This is a genomic window from Rubrivivax gelatinosus (assembly GCF_016583785.1).
Lineage (GTDB): Bacteria > Pseudomonadota > Gammaproteobacteria > Burkholderiales > Burkholderiaceae_C > Rubrivivax > Rubrivivax gelatinosus_B.
In genome coordinates this window covers 62,381-77,964 of record NZ_NRRU01000008.1, presented here as the reverse complement: position 1 = coordinate 77,964, position 15,584 = coordinate 62,381, and the positions used below count along the sequence as shown (strand labels likewise).

At 73.2% G+C, this 15,584-nt stretch carries 14 protein-coding genes and 1 tRNA gene; 4 read left to right on the top strand and 11 right to left on the bottom strand.

All coding sequences use genetic code 11. The features are described from left to right. A partial coding sequence (locus CKO43_RS03900; RefSeq protein WP_200377887.1) for a translocation/assembly module TamB domain-containing protein occupies positions 1-4,198 on the top strand: 4,198 nt, incomplete at its 5' end. 70 nt (positions 4,199-4,268) lie between these two features. Further along, positions 4,269-4,343: transfer RNA gene (locus tag CKO43_RS03895), tRNA-Arg, on the top strand. Positions 4,344-4,489: 146 nt separating this feature from the next. On the opposite strand, the gene CKO43_RS03890 is transcribed toward CKO43_RS03895, so the two are convergent. Both CKO43_RS03890 and CKO43_RS03885 read right to left on the bottom strand, forming a co-directional pair. Beyond that, the gene (locus CKO43_RS03890; protein WP_200377886.1) at positions 4,490-5,890 is read right to left on the bottom strand and encodes an FG-GAP-like repeat-containing protein; all 1,401 of its coding nucleotides are present in this window, start codon (positions 5,888-5,890) and stop codon (positions 4,490-4,492) included. Between the two features lie 170 nt (positions 5,891-6,060). Further along, positions 6,061-7,056 (bottom strand): helix-turn-helix domain-containing protein, encoded by a 996-nt coding sequence (locus CKO43_RS03885; RefSeq protein ID WP_200231620.1) that lies wholly within the window; start codon positions 7,054-7,056, stop codon positions 6,061-6,063. Between the two features lie 344 nt (positions 7,057-7,400). On the opposite strand from CKO43_RS03885, the gene CKO43_RS03880 reads away from it, so the two are divergent. Together CKO43_RS03880 and CKO43_RS03875 are read left to right on the top strand one after the other, a co-directional pair. Beyond that, the gene (locus CKO43_RS03880) at positions 7,401-7,937 is read left to right on the top strand and encodes a DUF4124 domain-containing protein (protein ID WP_200231619.1); all 537 of its coding nucleotides are present in this window, start codon (positions 7,401-7,403) and stop codon (positions 7,935-7,937) included. 11 nt (positions 7,938-7,948) lie between these two features. Next, positions 7,949-8,506: a hypothetical protein gene (locus CKO43_RS03875; protein WP_200231618.1), complete on the top strand. Its 558-nt coding sequence runs from the start codon at positions 7,949-7,951 to the stop codon at positions 8,504-8,506. 15 nt (positions 8,507-8,521) lie between these two features. Here the strand turns inward: CKO43_RS03875 and CKO43_RS03870 are convergent, their stop codons facing one another. From CKO43_RS03870 to CKO43_RS03830, 9 genes are all read right to left on the bottom strand, one after another. Next, on the bottom strand, positions 8,522-8,902 hold the full coding sequence (locus tag CKO43_RS03870; RefSeq protein WP_200231617.1) for a beta-lactamase hydrolase domain-containing protein: 381 nt from the start codon (positions 8,900-8,902) through the stop codon (positions 8,522-8,524). A gap of 12 nt (positions 8,903-8,914) precedes the next feature. After that, positions 8,915-10,156: a multiheme c-type cytochrome gene (locus CKO43_RS03865; RefSeq protein ID WP_200231616.1), complete on the bottom strand. Its 1,242-nt coding sequence runs from the start codon at positions 10,154-10,156 to the stop codon at positions 8,915-8,917. Then, positions 10,120-11,559: a YeeE/YedE thiosulfate transporter family protein gene (locus CKO43_RS03860; RefSeq protein WP_200377885.1), complete on the bottom strand. Its 1,440-nt coding sequence runs from the start codon at positions 11,557-11,559 to the stop codon at positions 10,120-10,122. Before CKO43_RS03860 ends, CKO43_RS03865 begins: the two co-directional genes overlap by 37 nt. 2 nt (positions 11,560-11,561) lie before the next feature. Next, the gene (locus CKO43_RS03855) at positions 11,562-11,825 is read right to left on the bottom strand and encodes a hypothetical protein (protein WP_200377884.1); all 264 of its coding nucleotides are present in this window, start codon (positions 11,823-11,825) and stop codon (positions 11,562-11,564) included. Then, on the bottom strand, positions 11,822-12,748 hold the full coding sequence (gene extI, locus CKO43_RS03850) for a selenite/tellurite reduction operon porin ExtI (protein ID WP_200377883.1): 927 nt from the start codon (positions 12,746-12,748) through the stop codon (positions 11,822-11,824). The genes CKO43_RS03855 and extI overlap by 4 nt, the downstream gene beginning before the upstream one ends. Before the next feature lie 14 nt (positions 12,749-12,762). After that, positions 12,763-13,269 (bottom strand): hypothetical protein, encoded by a 507-nt coding sequence (locus CKO43_RS03845; RefSeq protein WP_200231613.1) that lies wholly within the window; start codon positions 13,267-13,269, stop codon positions 12,763-12,765. Continuing rightward, the gene (locus tag CKO43_RS03840; protein ID WP_200231612.1) at positions 13,266-13,559 is read right to left on the bottom strand and encodes a hypothetical protein; all 294 of its coding nucleotides are present in this window, start codon (positions 13,557-13,559) and stop codon (positions 13,266-13,268) included. Before CKO43_RS03840 ends, CKO43_RS03845 begins: the two co-directional genes overlap by 4 nt. Beyond that, entirely contained in the window at positions 13,538-13,789 is a 252-nt protein-coding gene (locus CKO43_RS03835) for a sulfurtransferase TusA family protein (RefSeq protein ID WP_200231611.1), read from the bottom strand. Before CKO43_RS03835 ends, CKO43_RS03840 begins: the two co-directional genes overlap by 22 nt. Before the next feature lie 63 nt (positions 13,790-13,852). After that, a complete protein-coding gene (locus CKO43_RS03830; protein ID WP_200377882.1) occupies positions 13,853-15,343 on the bottom strand; it encodes a hypothetical protein in 1,491 nt (496 codons plus the stop codon). Between the last annotated feature and the right edge of the window lie 241 nt (positions 15,344-15,584).

Here is a 15,584-nt window from a genome sequence, read left to right as displayed (position 1 = left end):
GGTCGGGGGCGTCTGGGGGTTGCTGCACAGCGAGGCCGGGACACGCTGGCTGGCGCCGCGGCTGCCGTTCGTCGAGGCCGAGGGCACACGCGGGGCGCTGTTCGACGAGGTGTTCGAGGCCGACAAGGTGGTCGTGCGCTGGGACCACGGGCTGCAGTCGGTCACCGTCACCGGCTTCCGCGGCGAAGGGCTGCGCTGGTCGTGGCGGCCGCATGCACGCGCCTGGTTCGGCATCGACGCGACCAAGGCGATCGCACGCGAGGTCATCGTCGACACCGGGCCGTCGACACCGGGGCCGGCGACGCTGCCCTCGGGCATCGGCATCCCGCTGCAGATCCGCGCCGACCGCGCCGAACTCGAGACGCTGGACGTCAACGGCTTCCAGCTGCACCGGCTGCGCGCCCGCGCCTGGGTCGGCCTGGCCGACCTGCTGTACCGCGTCGAGCAGGCCGAACTCGACTGGGGCAAGGTGCGCCTGGCCGGCCACGCCCAGCTCGGTTTCGACCCGCCGTTCGCACTCGGCGGCCAGGCCGAAGCCCGGCCGATTGACCCGGCGACACCCTTCGACGCCAGCGTCGGTGCCAGCGGCACGCTGGACCGCATCGTGCTCGCCGGCCAGCTGCGCGGCACGCCGCTGCCGGGCCGGGCCGCGCCCGACGCCCGGGTCTCGACCACGCTGCTGCCGTTCGCGCCCTGGGTGATGGCGGCGCTGGACGCCCGCACGACGGCGCTGGACCTGGCCGCGCTGGTCGCCGGCGCCCCCGAGACACGCCTGTCCGGCCACGCCCGGCTGGACGCGCCGCCCGCCGGCGAGCGCCCGATGCGCGCCGACGTCGCACTCGACAACACCCTGCCCGGCCGCTGGGACGCCGGCCGGCTGCCGCTGGCGCGGCTGGAGCTGGACCTGCAGGGCCGCAGCGACGCCCGCGAGCGCGTCGAGCTGCGCCGGCTGGCGCTGCAGTTCGCCGCCGACGGCAAGACGGCGGGGCGCTGGAGCGGCCGCGGCGTCTGGCTGGGCCACACGCTGTCGCTGGACAGCACGCTGGAGCAGCTGCTGCCGCAGCGCCTGGACCAGCGCGCGCCAGCGATGACGCTGTCGGGGCCGCTGGCGCTGGAACTCGGCGGCCTGCCCTCGCCCGCCGACTGGGCCGCGGCGCTGCCGGCCTGGTCGGCGGCGGCGAAAGCGACGCTGGACGGCCGCATCGAAGGTGCCAGCCAGGCCGTGCGCCTGCGCCTGGACGGCAGCGCCGACGCCGAACGGGTGCAGCTGCATCAGCTCGAAGCCCGCGCCGGCGAGGCCGCCGCGCGCATGCAGATCGACGCGCGCCGCGGCAGCAACGGCTGGCAGCTGGCGACCAACGGCACGCTCGCCGGCTTCGACCCGCTGCCCTGGTGGCCGGGCGAGCCCGGTTCGGCCTGGCGTCAGGGCCCGCACCGGATCTCCGGCAACTGGAAGTTCGATCTCGGCCTGCCGCCCGAGCCGCGCGCGCTGGCCTTGCCGACGCTGCTGCAGCGCATCAGCGGCCACGGCGCGCTCAAGGTCGCCGACTCGGTGCTGGCCGGCGTGCCGGTGGCGCTGGATGTCGTGCTCGAACAGAGCGGCGGAGCAGCCGGCAGCAGCCGCGCCCGGCTCGATCTCGGCGCCGGCGGCAACCGTCTGGCGCTCAGCGGCGAAGGCCGCCCGGCCGGCGGCGGCGAGAGCGACCGCTGGCAGCTCGAACTCGACGCCGGCAACCTGGCGACGCTGGCCCCGCTGGCGCGGCTGCTGCCCGACGGCGCCGGCTGGGCGCCCAAGGCCGGCAGCGCCAGCGCCAGCGTCAGCGCCACCGGGCGCTGGCCGGACCTGGGCACCGAAGGCCATCTGCGGCTGCACCAGTTCCAGTCGCGCGATGTCGACGTCGCCGAGTCGCAGGCCGACTGGCGCCTGGCCACCGGCGGCCAGGCGCAGCAGCCGCTGGAGCTGCAGGCCGACGTCGCCGGGCTGCGCTGGGGCCGCCAGGGCGCGCGCCAGCTGCGCGCCGAGCTGCGCGGCACCTGGCGCGAGCACCGCCTGCTGCTGACCGGCGCGCTGCCGCTGGTGCCGCCGCCGCTGCTGGAACGCTGGTTCGGGCTGCGCACGCTGTCGGGCACCCGCGCCCAGCTGCAGGCGCAGGGCGAGTGGAGCGCCGACGCCGCCGGCGGCGGCCGCTGGCGCGGGCACATCGAACGCCTGGGCGTCGGCAGCTGGGACGGCGGCACGATCGCGCCGCCGGGCAGCGACTGGCGCAGCGACTGGATCGACGCCCGCGACCTCAGCGCCGAGCTGCAGTTCGGCCGCGGCGGCGTCCTGCAGCAGCTGCAGGCAGCACCCGGGCGGGTGCGCTTCGCGCGAGCGGTCGACCTGCGCTGGAACGAGGTCCAGGCCGACCTGCGCCCAGAAGCACCCCACTTCACGCTGCGCCTGGACGTGGACCCGGTGGCGGTGGCGCCGCTGCTCGAGCGGGTGCAGCCGACGATGGGCTGGGGCGGCGACCTGCGCGCGGCGGCACACGTCGAGCTGAAGGCCGGCGAGCGTTTCGACGCCGACCTCGTGCTCGAACGCCACGATGGCGACCTCAGCATCACCGACGAGAACGGCACCCAGGCGCTGGGCCTGGACGCCGCGCGCCTGGGCGTCAGCGCGCACGACGGCCAGTGGTACTTCAGCCAGGCGCTGGCGGGCAGCAACATCGGCCGCATGGCCGCGGCCGTCGGCGTGCGCACGGCGGCCACGAAACGCTGGCCCGAGGCCGAGGCGCCGCTGGACGGCGTGCTCGAACTCGAGGTTGCGAACCTCGGCGTCTGGGGCGCCTGGGTGCCGCCGGGCTGGCGTTTGTCGGGGCGGCTGCACACCAACGCCACGGTCGGCGGGCGCTTCGGCGCGCCCGAATACACCGGCGTCATCGAAGGCAGCCAGCTCGGCGTGCGCAACCTGCTGCAGGGCGTCAACGTCGGCCCGGGCACCGTGGCGATCCGGCTCGAAGGCACCGAGGCGCGCATCCAGACAATGCGTTTCAAGGGCGGCGACGGCCAGCTCGAGCTGAGCGGCGGCGCCCGCTTCGGCGAGACGCCGACGGCGACGCTGAAGGCGGTGGCCGAGCGTTTCCGCGTGCTCGGCCGCATCGACCGCCAGCTCGTGGCCAGCGGCAACGCCGAACTCAGCCTGGACGCGCAGGCGCTGAAGCTGGCGGGCAAGGTGCTGGTCGACGAGGGCCTGTTCGACGCCACGCGCGCCGACGCGCCGGCGCTGGACAACGACGTCACCGTGCGCCGGCCCGGCGACCTGGCGGAGGCGCCGGACACCGACGCCGTGCCGCGCGCGCGGCGCGACGTCGACATCGCGCTCGACGTCGACCTGGGGCACAAGCTGCGCGTGCGCGGCCGCGGCCTGGACACCCAGCTGCGCGGCCAGCTGCGGCTGGGCACGCCCGGCGGCAAGCTCGCGATCAACGGCAGCGTCGCCGCCGAGAACGGCACCTACGCCGCCTACGCCCAGAAGCTGGAGATCGACCGCGGCATCATCGCCTTCACCGGCGCGCCGGACAACCCGCGGCTGGACATCCTGGCGCTGCGCCCGAACATCGACGTGCAGGTGGGCGTGCTGATCAGCGGCACGGTGCAGAACCCGCGTGCGCGGCTGTATTCCGAGACCGAGATGACCGACACCGACCGGCTGTCGTGGCTGGTGCTGGGCCGGGCGTCCGACGGCCTGGGCCGCGCCGACGCCGCGCTGCTGCAGCGCGCCGCCGTCGCGCTGATGGCCGGCGAAGGCGAAGCGCCGACCGACACGCTGATGCGCAACCTGGGCATAGACGAGCTCAGCGTGCACCAGAGCGAAACCACCAGCAGCACCACCGGCGGCGAGGTGCGCGACACCGTGATCTCGCTGGGCAAGCAGTTGTCGCGGCGCTGGTACGTGGGTTACGAACGCGGCGTCAACGCCACCACCGGCACCTGGCAGCTGGTCTACCGCATCGCCCAGCGCTTCACGCTGCGCGCGCAGAGCGGCGCCGACAACGCGCTCGACGTGATCTGGGTCTGGCGCCTGGACGACACGCAGCTGCCCGGCACGCGGCCGCTGAAAGCCGCGACGCGCCGGATCGGCGAGGCCACCGGGCTGGTGGCGCCGGACGCCGCGGCGTCGGCGGCGTCGGCGCCGGCTTCGTCTGCCCGCCGCTGAGTCCGGGCGCGATTTCACGCACGCTGGCGCTCGGCAGGCGCACGGCCGGTGGCAGAATCGCCCCCGCCGCGCCGCCGTAGTTCAATGGATAGAACGGGGACCTCCTAAGTCTCAGATGCAGGTTCGATTCCTGCCGGGGGCGCCAGGCGCCCGACGGGCCGGATCGAGCGGCCCGCACGCACCGCGCAGCGGGCCCGGCGACAAACGAAAACCGCGGCACCAGGGCCGCGGTCAGTGTCTCGACAGCCTGCCAGACGGCAACCGGCGCAGCGCCGGTTGCCGTCGCGGCCTTCAGCGCGACGAACGCACGCCGCGGAAGATGCGCACCACGCCCTGCTGATCCAGGGTGCCGCTGTAGATGCTGGAGCTGGTGATCAGGTCTGCAACGCCTTCGCCGGTGACGTCGACGAGTTCGAGCGTGAGGCCGAGTTCGTCGCGCGAGCGCTGCTTGCCGTAGACCTTGTAGATGTTCGTGGTGTCAAGACCGGTGGCGCTGCCGCGATAGACCCAGATGCCGCCGGGGAAGGGGTCGCTGTCCTCGGCCGGCCGCGCATTGGCCGCGGTGCCCATGACGAGGTCGGGGCGGCCGTCGCCGTCGAAGTCGCGGCCGCCGAGCATGGTCATGCCGAAGTAGAGCATGCGGGTGCTGTTGGCCAGGATCTGCTGGGTGCGGCCCGAGGCCGCAATGCCCTTGGCCGAGCCATAGAAGACGAAGACGGTGCCGGAGCCGGAGCTGGTTTCGCCCGGCAGGTAGCGCGGCGCGGCGACGGCCACGTCCGTGTACCCGTCGCCGTCGACATCGCCCAGCAACGCGATGTTCTCGCCGAAGGCGTCGCTGTCGGCCAGCGTGATCGGCGAGAACAGCGTCTCGGCCTTGGTGCTGGTGAAGCCGGTGGCGCTGCCGCGGTAGATCCAGGCCATGCCGGGAATGCCGCCGACCGGGCTGGTGGCGCCCACCAGGATGTCGGGCACGCCGTCGCCGTTGGTGTCGCCGACTTCGAAGATGCGGCCGAAGTAGGTCCAAGGCGCGGCGCCGGTCAGCGTCGACACCGGTTCCGTCACGACGCCGGTCGGGCCGCCCTTGAAGACGTAGAGAACGCCCAGGTTGCTCTTGGCGCCGATCGCCGAGACGACGACGTCGCCGTAGCCGTCGTTGTTGAAGTCGCCCAGCGCGCGGATCTTCCAGCCGAAGAAGGAGTTGCTCGAAGGCCCTTCCAGTACCTGCGACGGCGTCGCCGGCAGGCCGGCGGACGAGCCCAGAAAGACCAGCACCGCACCGTTGTATGCCACGGCGCCGGACTGGTTGTACGCGCCGACGACCAGATCGGGCCAGCCGTCGCCGTTGACGTCGGTGATCTGCGGCGACGAACCCACCTGGGCCCAGTCCATCGTGCCTTCGTAGCGCCAGCCGGCCGTCGTCGCCGGGCCCTTGCGCCCGCCGTAAAAGACCTCGACGACACCGCGCTGCGTGCCCTGGCCGTTCGAGGCCGAGCTGACCACCAGGTCGTTGAAGCCATCGCGGTTCAGGTCGCCGCCGGCATGCACCGAACCGCCGAACTGGGCACCCGCGAACGGGCCCTCGACCACCCAGTCGGCTTTGTGCGACAGGGTCGTGGCCGCAGCCAGCCCTGCTCCCGCCAGCAGCGCCAGCGCCAGTGCGGCGCGCAAGCTCTTCTTGGTATCCGGATTCATCAAGCTACTCCTGTGTTGACGCAACGGTCAGCCCTGCGGGCCCGGTTCGAACCGCTCACCGTGAGCCCATTGGAGTGCAGAACGGGCGCGCGGGGACTGGCGGATTCATGACATGACAGAAGCCCGACAGCGCCCCGGGCCAGCAGGGCCGCGAGCCGCACCGGCGCGGTTCAGTCCTGTTCCGAAAAGTGGCGCGCAGCCAGCCAGCCGCACTGGAAGCGGGAACGGGCATCGAGCTGCCGCGACAGGGCCTGGATGCGGCGCAGCAGCGTGCGCTCGGAAATGCCCAGGATCGCGGCCATGTTCTTGTCGTTGGTGCCGGCGGCCAGCAGCGTCACGAGCGCGTGCAGGTCCTTGTCCACCCCATCGGCATCGGCCTCGTTGGCCGGCGCCAGCGCCGGCAGCGCGCGCACCCAGAACGACTCGAACAGCAGCCGCAGCGCCTGCAGCGCGGCCGTATCCCCCAGGCGCAGCGCCGGGCCGGTGGGCAGTTGCGCACGCAGCGGGATCAGTCCCGCGCTGCCGTCGGCCAGCACCATCTTGAAGGGCAGGCCGGCGTGCACGCGCACCTGTTCGCCGACGGCGTACGCCTGCCGCACCGCGTCGGCCCAGCCCGGCCACTGCAGCAGTTCGGGCGTGACCAGCGTGCGAAAGCGCACCCCGCGCTGGCGCGCCTGCTCGCGCGCCGCCTCCATCGCGTCGGGCGCCGAGACGATGAAGGGCGGGCACATCATCGCCAGCACCTCCTCGCGCGCCATCTGGTGCATCTGCAGATAGACCGGCAGCTGCGACTCGGCGTCGGCGGGGATGATCTGCAGCGCCTCGGTGTCGGCCATGCGGCCGCCGCGCAGCAGGTCGCGCTGCAGTTCGGGCAGCACCTGGCGCGCCTGATTCAGCTCGACCTGGCGCTCCATCAGCAGCAGTTCCACCGCCACCTCGGGCGCGGTGGCGAACCAGACGCGCCCGTCCGCGTCCTCGCTGCGCACCAGGCCCCGGCTCTTCAGCTGCGCCAGCCAGGCATCGACCTCGGGCAGCGGCTGCCCGGCAAGCGCGGCCAGCGCCGCCGCCGAAGCGCCCGGGCTGCGCAGCAGCGCGCGGTACAGAGCCTCGGCCGGTGCCGCCAGCCCGAGCGCCGCCATCGTCATCGGTGCGGCCGCGGGGTTCACGGCCTCGCCCCTGGGCCGGCGGCGCGCTGCGGCCTGGCGGGTGCCGGCGCCGGAACGGGCGGGCCCGCGGTTGAGTCCGTAAGGGGGGCGGCGCGCATGGGACGGAGATCGTGGCGATCGAAGGCGAAGACGCAACGATTGGACCAGGGACGGCGCGGCGGCGCCGAAGCCCGGGTTCAGACCCCGGCAGCGGCTTCGAATGGCGCTGCGCGGTCGTGCTGCCGGCGCCCTTCGCCAGGCGCGCCATGTGGTGCGCGCGGCGTCCCCTTCATGGCTGGCGTCCGGGCGAGCCAGCGCCCGCCAGGCAGGCGGCCCGGGACAGAATCCAGGCCGGGAGGACGACGATGCGATACAGCATGGCGGCCGTCGTGGCGCTGATGGCAGGCGCCGCATCGGCCCAGACCGTATACCGCTGCGAGGGCCCTGACGGCCGCCCGGTATTCCAGCAGCAGGCCTGCGCCACCGGCGGGCGCAGCATCGACGCGACGCCGGTGAACTCGCCGATGACGCCCGACCCTGCGGTCGCGCGCCAGCTGGCACGCGAGCGCAGCGGCGTGATGAGCGAGACCGAGATGTTCGCGCGCTACGGCCAGCCGGCGCTGACCAACACCGACAGCTTCGGCGGCAGCGTCTCGCGCCAGCACGTCTACCGCTATGCCGACGGCAGCACGCGCTACGTCTACACGCGCGACGGCGTCGTCGTCGGCATGCAGGAGCGGCAGGCCTTCGCGGCCGGCCCCGGCGCGGGCGGCCGCGAGCCCTGCTACAGCGAGCAACAGATCCGCAACGAGCGCGTCTCGGCGAGCTCGATCACGCTGAGCCCGCACCAGCGCGCGGCCTACGAACAACGCATCGCCGAGATGGAACGCTGCCGGCGCTGAGACGGAACGACATGGGGATTCAAGACCGCGACTACTGGAAGGAAGACACGCGCCGGCCGGCCGCGGCGCGTCCGGTCAGGCGCGCAGCCCGTCTCGTGCCGGGCAGCTGGCGGCCCTGGCTGCTGTGGCTGGCGCTGCTCGCGCTCGGCACCGCGGGCGCCGCGGCCTGGCTGAAGCTGCGCCAGGGCCAGCCCTTTCCGCCGACCGGCACCGTGCACTGGTACGTGGCGCTGCCCGACGTACCGATGGCGCCGCTGACGCTGCAGGCGCCTGCCGGCCACTCGCACGACACGGTGCGGCTGGACGACTGGGTGAGCGGCGCGCCGCTGGCGCTGGTCTCCGTGCGCGCCGGCGAAACGGCACGGCTCGAGGTGCCGCTGGGCCGCTACCGCGTGATCGTCGCCAAGGGCCTGGCATGGCAGGGTGTCGACGCCTCCTTCGGCTATCGCAGCCGCCACGAGCAGAGTTCGCAGCCGCTGGAGTTCTACCGCATCGGCAAGCAGACCTTCGGCCACACGATCACGCTCGAAACCCTGGCCGGCAACCTGCCGATGGCCCCAGCGCACTGAAGCACGCCCCGCCGCTCACACCAGCCACTGCACCTCTGGTTCCGCCTCCGGCGGCTGCAGACCGTTGAGCACCGCCTCGTACAGCCGCGTCGAACGCCGGCCCGAGCGGCAAAAGGCCAGCACCGGCTTGGGCAGCGCCGCCAGCAGTTCACGCAACGCCTGCACCTCGTCGGCGCCGAAGCCCAGGTCGGCCACCGGCTGGTGCGCGTAGGCCAGGCCGAGCGCACGCACGCGCTCGCCGATCTCGGCGGCTGTCGGCTGGCGCGGGCCGTCCTCGTGGTCGGGGCGGTGGTTGATGACGCTGCGATAGCCGGCGGCGGCGACGGCGGCCCAGTCGGCGCCGACCTCGTGCGAGGCAGCGGCGTAATCGGGCGACAGGCGGTGGATCTCGGTCATGGCGGGACTCGCTCAGGGTCGGGTGGCGGGCGGCAGCGCACGCGTCAGGCGCAGCGCTTCGTAACGCGTGGCGACGGCCTCGTCCAGCGCCGCCTGCAAGGTCTGCTGCGTCCTGGCGTCGAGCTTGGCGCGCTGCGCCAGCACGTAGCGGAACATGCGTTCGTAGTGCTCGCGCGGCGCGACCGCGACACGCAGCTCGACGCGCCCGCCGCGGGTTTCGGCGCGCTCCAGGCGCGCCGCCAGCGTCGCCGCGGCACCGGGCGCGAGCCGGGTGTCGAACGACTCTTCGGCCAACGCCAGGTCGATCTGCCAGCCGATCACGTGGCGCGCGAGCACACGTTCGCCGCCGGCCCCGACACGCACCAGCGTCGCCTCGATCTTGGGCACCATGTAGGTCGGCAGGAGATGCCCGGCGCCGGCATTGCGCAGCATCGCGACGGCGTCGACACCGCCGTCGGCGCGGCGCTTGAGCACCAGCTCGGCAGCCAGGCCCTGGCGCAGCATCTGCGGGTCGTGCACGCCGCGCCACTCGTGGCGGCGCGCCGGCATGTGGCAGGACTGGCAGGCGCGGCCGTCGCGCGCCGCCGGGCTGGCCTGCCACTGCGCCAGCGTGTCCTCGTGCAGCTTGCCCTTCGTGCGCGGGCCGTCGGCCGGGAACTGGTGGCAGCCGGCGCAGAAGCGGCTGTCCTGAAACGCGGCTTCGGCGCGGAACCCCCCATGCGGCCGGGGCGGCAGCGGCGCGGCCGCCCCGGCCGCACGCGGCGGGCCGAAGCGCTCGTGGCGGCGCAGATGGCAGGCGGCGCAGACCAGGCCCTGCCGGTCCAAGCCCGGCGGCACATAGGCCGGCGGCGGCGACGCCGGCGCGTTGGCCCAGCCCAGCGTGCGCGCCAGCAGTGCCTTCTGCTCGGCCAGCGGCGCGTGGCAGCGCAGGCAGCGTTCGCCCTTGTCCGGCGTCATCAGCGCCAGCTGCCAGGCGATGCCCGGGCCCATCGTGCGCGCGTGCAGGCTGCCGCGCCACTGCGCGTGCTGCTGCGGGTGGCAGGCGGCGCAGTCCTCGGGTGCGAGCGAGGCTTCGCGCGCCGGCCAGGCGGCCGGCGGCGCGCCCTGCGGCGCCAGCGGCTGCTGCCAGTGGCGCGCGAGAAAGGCGTCGACGGCGTCGCCCGCACCGGCGCCGCCGGCGGCCAGGCCCAGCAGCAACAGTGCCGCCAGCCGCCGGATCAGACCGACCAGCCGCTCTGGCGCGACGCCTGCCATTCGATCCAGCGCTGCAGCAGCCGCACGCCGACGAAGGCGCCGGCGCTCATGCCGGCGAGGAACAGCCAGCCGCTCGGGTCGCCGTTGGTGACGGTGGCGAAGAAGGCGCCGATGTTGCAGCCCATGCCGATGCGCGAGCCTATGCCCATCAGCGCACCGCCGGCCAGCGCCAGCAGCGCGGTCTCCAGCCCGGGCCACTTCCACTTGAACTCGCCGACGAGGTTGGCGCGCACCGCGGCACCGACGACGATGCCGGCCGACATCCACAGCGGCGCGTTCAGCCACGGCGGCGGCAGGCCGTTGTCCAGGCCGAAGAACAGGTTGTCCATGCTCGGGCGGCCCAGGCGTTCGAAGATCCAGCCGCCCAGCTGCGCCTCCTGCGTCGTGATGTACCAGTAGCCTGGGTCGAACACGGTGTCCTGCAGCGACAGGCCGCTGCTGAAACCGGCAGCAGCCAGCGCCTCGCCGAAGTTGAGGATGCCCCAATGCTCGCGCAGCGCGCTCGTCACCGCCATCTGCAGCCCGGCCAGCAGGCCCAGCAGCAAGCCGGCGATGGCGGTGTTGCGCGAGGATCCGAGCATTGCCGCCAGGCCGCGCAGGTCGTCGGCCAGGCCGGGCGCTGAGACGCCGCTGCGCTTCAACCACGGGCGGCGAAAGCGCAGCCGGTACAGCAGCAGCAGCAGCGCCAGCGCCGGCAGCACCGCCACCAGCGTGGTGTCCAGCAGCACCGGCAGCCAGCGCCCTTCGACGCCCAGGCGCTCGGCCAGCGTGCCGCCCTGCAGCCCCCAGACGTGGCCGGCGAGGAACTGGTCGAACCAGCCGCGGCCGATGTCGAGCTCGGCCGGCATCGTCTGCGCCTGCACCGCCGCTTCGGCGGCCCAGGACGCCGGCACCAGCGCGTCGAGCCAGCCGCCGGCGCTGACGAACCAGGCCTGCGACAGCGAGATCGCGACGATGACCAGCAGCGCGCTCAGGCTGCCTTCGCCGCACTTGTAGAGCGAGCTCGAGGCGCAGCCGCCGGTGAACACCATCGCCAGGCCGAAGATCGCGCCGCCGATCGGCACGTGCCAGCCCAGCGCCGAGGCGTGGAAGGCGCTGAGCCCGGCGCCGCGCACCAGCGCCGCCGTCAGCGCGTACAGCACGACGGCGATCAGCACGCCGACTGCCATGCGCACGACGCCGACGGCGAACAGGTCGCGCACCGCCGAGGCCATGCAGAAGCGCCCGTACTGCAGCACCGCACCGTAGGCCAGGCCGAAGGCGCCGTAGACGGCGAGGTAGACGAGACGGCCGTCGACGGCGACGGCCGCACCGGCCGCCAGCGCCGCCAGCACCAGCAGCGCCGCCGCCGCGCGCCGCCCCGGCGGCGCCGGGCGGCCGCCGGGCGTTTCAAGCGCGCTCACGATCAGAACAGCAGCTGCAGGCCCAGCGTCGTCTGCCAGTTGTCCTGCAGCGTCGCGTTGCTCGTGCTCGGGCGGTCGAAGGTGGTGCGCGAGTAGTCGATCGTCAGCTTCAGGCGCTGGCCGTCGAAGTAGTAGTTGGCGCCGACGCCGGTGGTGTCGTGGTCGAGCGCGCCGTTGGCGACCGCGTAGTCGGCGTGGTCGCGGCGGCCATAGAACTGCAGCCGCCCCGGGCCGACCTTCTCCGGCAGCAGGTAGCCGGCCTTCACGTAATAGGCCTTGAGCTGCGAATTCGCCGGCAGCGACGAGTCGGGTGCACGCGAGATCGCGTCGCCGGTGTCGTAGTCGAAATAGGCCGCCGAGCCGGTGAAGCTGCCCCAGCGAGTGGGCAGCTCGCCGAAGACGCGACGGTCCAGGCGCGGTAGTCGACGATGTCAGAGCGCGCGGCGTAGTTGGCATAGGCGACGTCGGGCTGCCAGTCGACCGCGGCGCCGAAGGTCAGCACGCGACGCGTGCCCAGGTAGGTGCCACGGTAGCCGTAGTCCGACTCGGGGTCGAGCAGGCTCCAGTGCACGCGGCCGGTGATGCGCGGCTTCTTCTTCGGCACCAGGTCGCCCTCGCGGCCGTCGGACAGCACCAGGCGGTACTGCAGGCTGGCGTCGGCGAGGTTGCCCCAGAGCGCGACGCCGTTGTCGCGCGTGCCGGCGAACGGCGTGTAGGCGATGCCCGAGCGGTCCAGCGTCAGCGGCTCCAGGCAGGCCTCGTTGTTCTCGCGCGAGAAGCCGTTCTTGAAGCGGCCGGCGATGACACGCAGCGCGTCGCTGTAGTCGAAGGTGATGTAGGCGTCGCGGAAGTAGGTGCTGCGGTCCTCGTTGCCGTCCTTGCCGTCGTTGCCGGCCTCGATCTGGGCGTAGAAGCCGACGTAGTCGTTGTACTGGCCGCTGAAGGTCAGGCGGTTGCGGCGGACGAAGTTGTCCCAGGTATTGCCGTCGTCGGTGGCCGAGGTGTAGCTCTGGCCCTGAGACCACAACTGCAGCGCGTAGTCGATGCTCAGGTAGCCCTCGCCGCCGGGGGCGGCGATGGTGACGCCGGCCTGGCTGGCCAGCGGCGCGGCCAGCGCGGCGGCCAGCACGGCGGCGCGCAGCGCCGGGCCCGGCACGCGGCGGGAAGAGGTGGAACGGTGCGGTTGCATGGCGGTGGCGGTGGTCAGGACTTGGGGGCGGACGGCGCGGCCGTCCGGAGATAGGGCGCGCGCCACTGGGCCGGCGTGCCGGTCTGGTGGCAGGCGCTGCAGGCGGCTTCGGACTGCAGCGGGTTGGCGACCAGGCGCGCGTGAGCCAGGTCCTGCTTGAGCAGCCGCGGGTTGCCCTGGTGGCAGCCGACGCAGGAGTAGTTGACCTTGGCGTGGTCGCGGTGCCACGGGCCCTTGGCGGCGTCGGCGGCCGGAGCCGCGGCGCGCACGCCGTTGTGGCACTTGAAGCAGCTCGACGCGCCCAGCCCGCAGGCGTTGGCCACGCCCAGCGGCGAGAAGCGGTCGGCGCTGCGCTCGTCGTCCGCGGCCTGCAGGACTTCGTGGCCCCAGCCGGCGTCGACGACGGCGGCCGCGGGTTCGGCCGGCCGGCTCTCGTGCCACTCGGCGAGCGCGGCCCAGCCGAGCAGCAGCACGGACACGACCCACCACGGGCGCAGCAGCGTCAGGGCGCGGCGGCTCATCGTGCTCCCCCTTCGGCAGCGGCCTGCGGCGCGGCGCCGCGGGCGATGTCCTGCTCCGACAGGCTGTCGGTGCAGCCGCAGCCGGCACCGCCGGCGCGGCCGCGGAACTTCAGCCGGCCCGAATCGGCCGGCGGCTGGCGCGTGATCTGCACCGGCAGCACGGCGGCCTGCGGCGCCGGGCTCGACGCCGCCGGCTGCGGCACGGCCGCGGCATCGGCCGCGAAGGCCGGCGCGGCGGCGACCAGCAGCAGCGCGGCGCAGGCGCCGCTCAATCCTTTTGCAGCGTCCATCGGAACGTTCCTTGGTGTTCGTGGCGCTCGAGCACACGCGCGCCTTCCTGTTCGCACAGGTAGCCGATCGACTCGCCCGACGACGGGTTGTCGAATTCGACGGTGAGCTGGTCGCCGGCGGCGATCTCCGCCAGCGCCTTCTTGGTGTAGATCTGCGGATGCGGGCAGACATAGCCCTTCACGTCCAGCAGATAGCGGCCGGGCAGCAGCCGCGTGAACCGGATCGCCATGCGGCGCCTCCTGGAAAACAATGCCGGCGCCGCACCCGGTGGCGGGCGGGGCGCCGGCGGGCGTCAGCCGCCGCAGGGGTTGGAGGGAATCGACGGCGTGCCGCTGTCGCCGCCCGATCCGGAACCGGATCCGGATCCGGACGAGATCTTGGCGCGCAGATAGGTCTTGTCGGCGGCGATCGCCGCGCCGGCATTGGCGGCGTAGGCGTCGACGATGGTCGGCACGATGCTCGCGTCGGTGCGCGGCGCGACGTTGGCCGGCGTCGGGTTCAGCCGATACCAGGACAGCACGTCGGTGCGCCAGCGCGAGTCGGCCGGGATCAGCCAGTTGCCGCTGCGGTCCTGGGTGCGCGTGAGCGAGTTCCACTCGATCATCGAGCCGTCGTAGACGCGCGTCGGCAGCCCCAGCACGACCGAGGACGCGATCGCGGTGATCATCGCCCGCATCGCCGTCTCGCAGTAGGTGTAGACGACGTCGCCCTTCTGGTAGGCCTTGCCGTTGCCCAGCAGCGCGAGCTGGCCGTCGGTGAAGCCCTGGCCCGAGGGCGTCGTGCCGCCGGCCAGCAGCGCGGCCAGGTCGGCCTTGCTCTTGTACTTGCCGGTGGCCGAGTCGATCAGCTGGTCGTAGCCCAGTTGCAGCGCGCCGCGCGGGTGGCCCTGGCGCGAACCGTTGTTCTGGAAGCTCGCCGCCAGCGCGCTGGCGTCGTTGGCCGGGATGTCGTTGACGGAGGCGCCGCGCAGGCCGGCGCTGTACTGCGCCAGGCTGCGTGCGTCCCAGATGAAGACGCCGTCGTCGAGCACGTTGTGGTCGGCCAGCGGCAGCACGTTGATCACGTCCTCCAGCGTGGCCTGCAGCACGGTGTTGTCGACGCCCAGGTCCTGCACGCTGGCGACACGTTTGTTCAGGCGCGGGCTGACTTCGGCGCTGGTGAAGTGCTCGCTGGTCCAGGTCGAGCCGTCGTCGACACCCAGCGCCTGGTTGCCGCCGTTGAGCACGGCGACATGGCGCGCGTCGACGCCCCAGTAGCGCAGCGTGTACCAGCAGCGGCCCTGGGTCATCGCGTTCGACGCATTGCCGCTGCCCTGGGCGCAGACGACGAGGTCCTTGCGCGGGTCGATCGCGTAGCGCGCCAGCAGGTCGTCGACCTTGGCGCCGGTCAGCACCATCGTGCTGGTCTTGATGACGCCGTTGGAGCGGTCCTCGGTCCAGCCGCCTTCGAGGTAGACGAAGACATTGCTGTCGTCGCCCTTGATGTACTGGCGCCCGCTCGGGCCGGCCGCCACCTGCAGCACGACGAGCTTGCCGCTGATGCCGGCGGGTTTGTTCGCCGACCAGTTGTCGATCCAGCCGCGCAGCGTCTTGGCGCTGATCAGGCCGTAACGGTTGTCGTCGTAGCTCGCGGCGGACTCGACGGCGATGCTGGCCGGCGTGCCGACGGTCACCGTGGTGCTCGAATCCAGGCCGTTCTCGCCGCCGCCGCAGGCCGCGAGCGTCGCCACCCCCAGCGCAGCCAGCCATGCAGCGGCGCGCCGCGTCTTGTTATCGCAGGTCATGTGATGTGGTTCCCGGTGATGACTGCCGCCGATGCCCGCTGGGGGTGGCGACTCCCTCCGCCGACGTCATGCGACATCGGCTTTCATTCATCCTAGGGATACATCTGGAAATGATGAACTGCGCATGCCGTGGATAGGCATTCGGAAAACGCGCAAGGACGTCGCCGATCCATGCCCCGGCCACCTCCCGACGGCAACGATGACACGGTCCCAGGCGGTCGGCGCGGGCCCCGGCGGGCCA

Coding starts and splice junctions, on each gene's coding strand:
- CKO43_RS03845 (WP_200231613.1), bottom strand. CDS start 13,269: ATGAGCCGCCGCGCCCTGACGCTGCTGCGCCCGTGGTGGGTCGTGTCC.
- CKO43_RS03865 (WP_200231616.1), bottom strand. CDS start 10,156: ATGGCAGGCGTCGCGCCAGAGCGGCTGGTCGGTCTGATCCGGCGGCTG.
- CKO43_RS03875 (WP_200231618.1), top strand. CDS start 7,949: ATGGGGATTCAAGACCGCGACTACTGGAAGGAAGACACGCGCCGGCCG.
- CKO43_RS03890 (WP_200377886.1), bottom strand. CDS start 5,890: ATGAATCCGGATACCAAGAAGAGCTTGCGCGCCGCACTGGCGCTGGCG.
- CKO43_RS03870 (WP_200231617.1), bottom strand. CDS start 8,902: ATGACCGAGATCCACCGCCTGTCGCCCGATTACGCCGCTGCCTCGCAC.
- CKO43_RS03840 (WP_200231612.1), bottom strand. CDS start 13,559: ATGGACGCTGCAAAAGGATTGAGCGGCGCCTGCGCCGCGCTGCTGCTG.
- CKO43_RS03835 (WP_200231611.1), bottom strand. CDS start 13,789: ATGGCGATCCGGTTCACGCGGCTGCTGCCCGGCCGCTATCTGCTGGAC.
- CKO43_RS03880 (WP_200231619.1), top strand. CDS start 7,401: ATGCGATACAGCATGGCGGCCGTCGTGGCGCTGATGGCAGGCGCCGCA.
- extI (WP_200377883.1), bottom strand. CDS start 12,748: ATGCAACCGCACCGTTCCACCTCTTCCCGCCGCGTGCCGGGCCCGGCG.
- CKO43_RS03830 (WP_200377882.1), bottom strand. CDS start 15,343: ATGACCTGCGATAACAAGACGCGGCGCGCCGCTGCATGGCTGGCTGCG.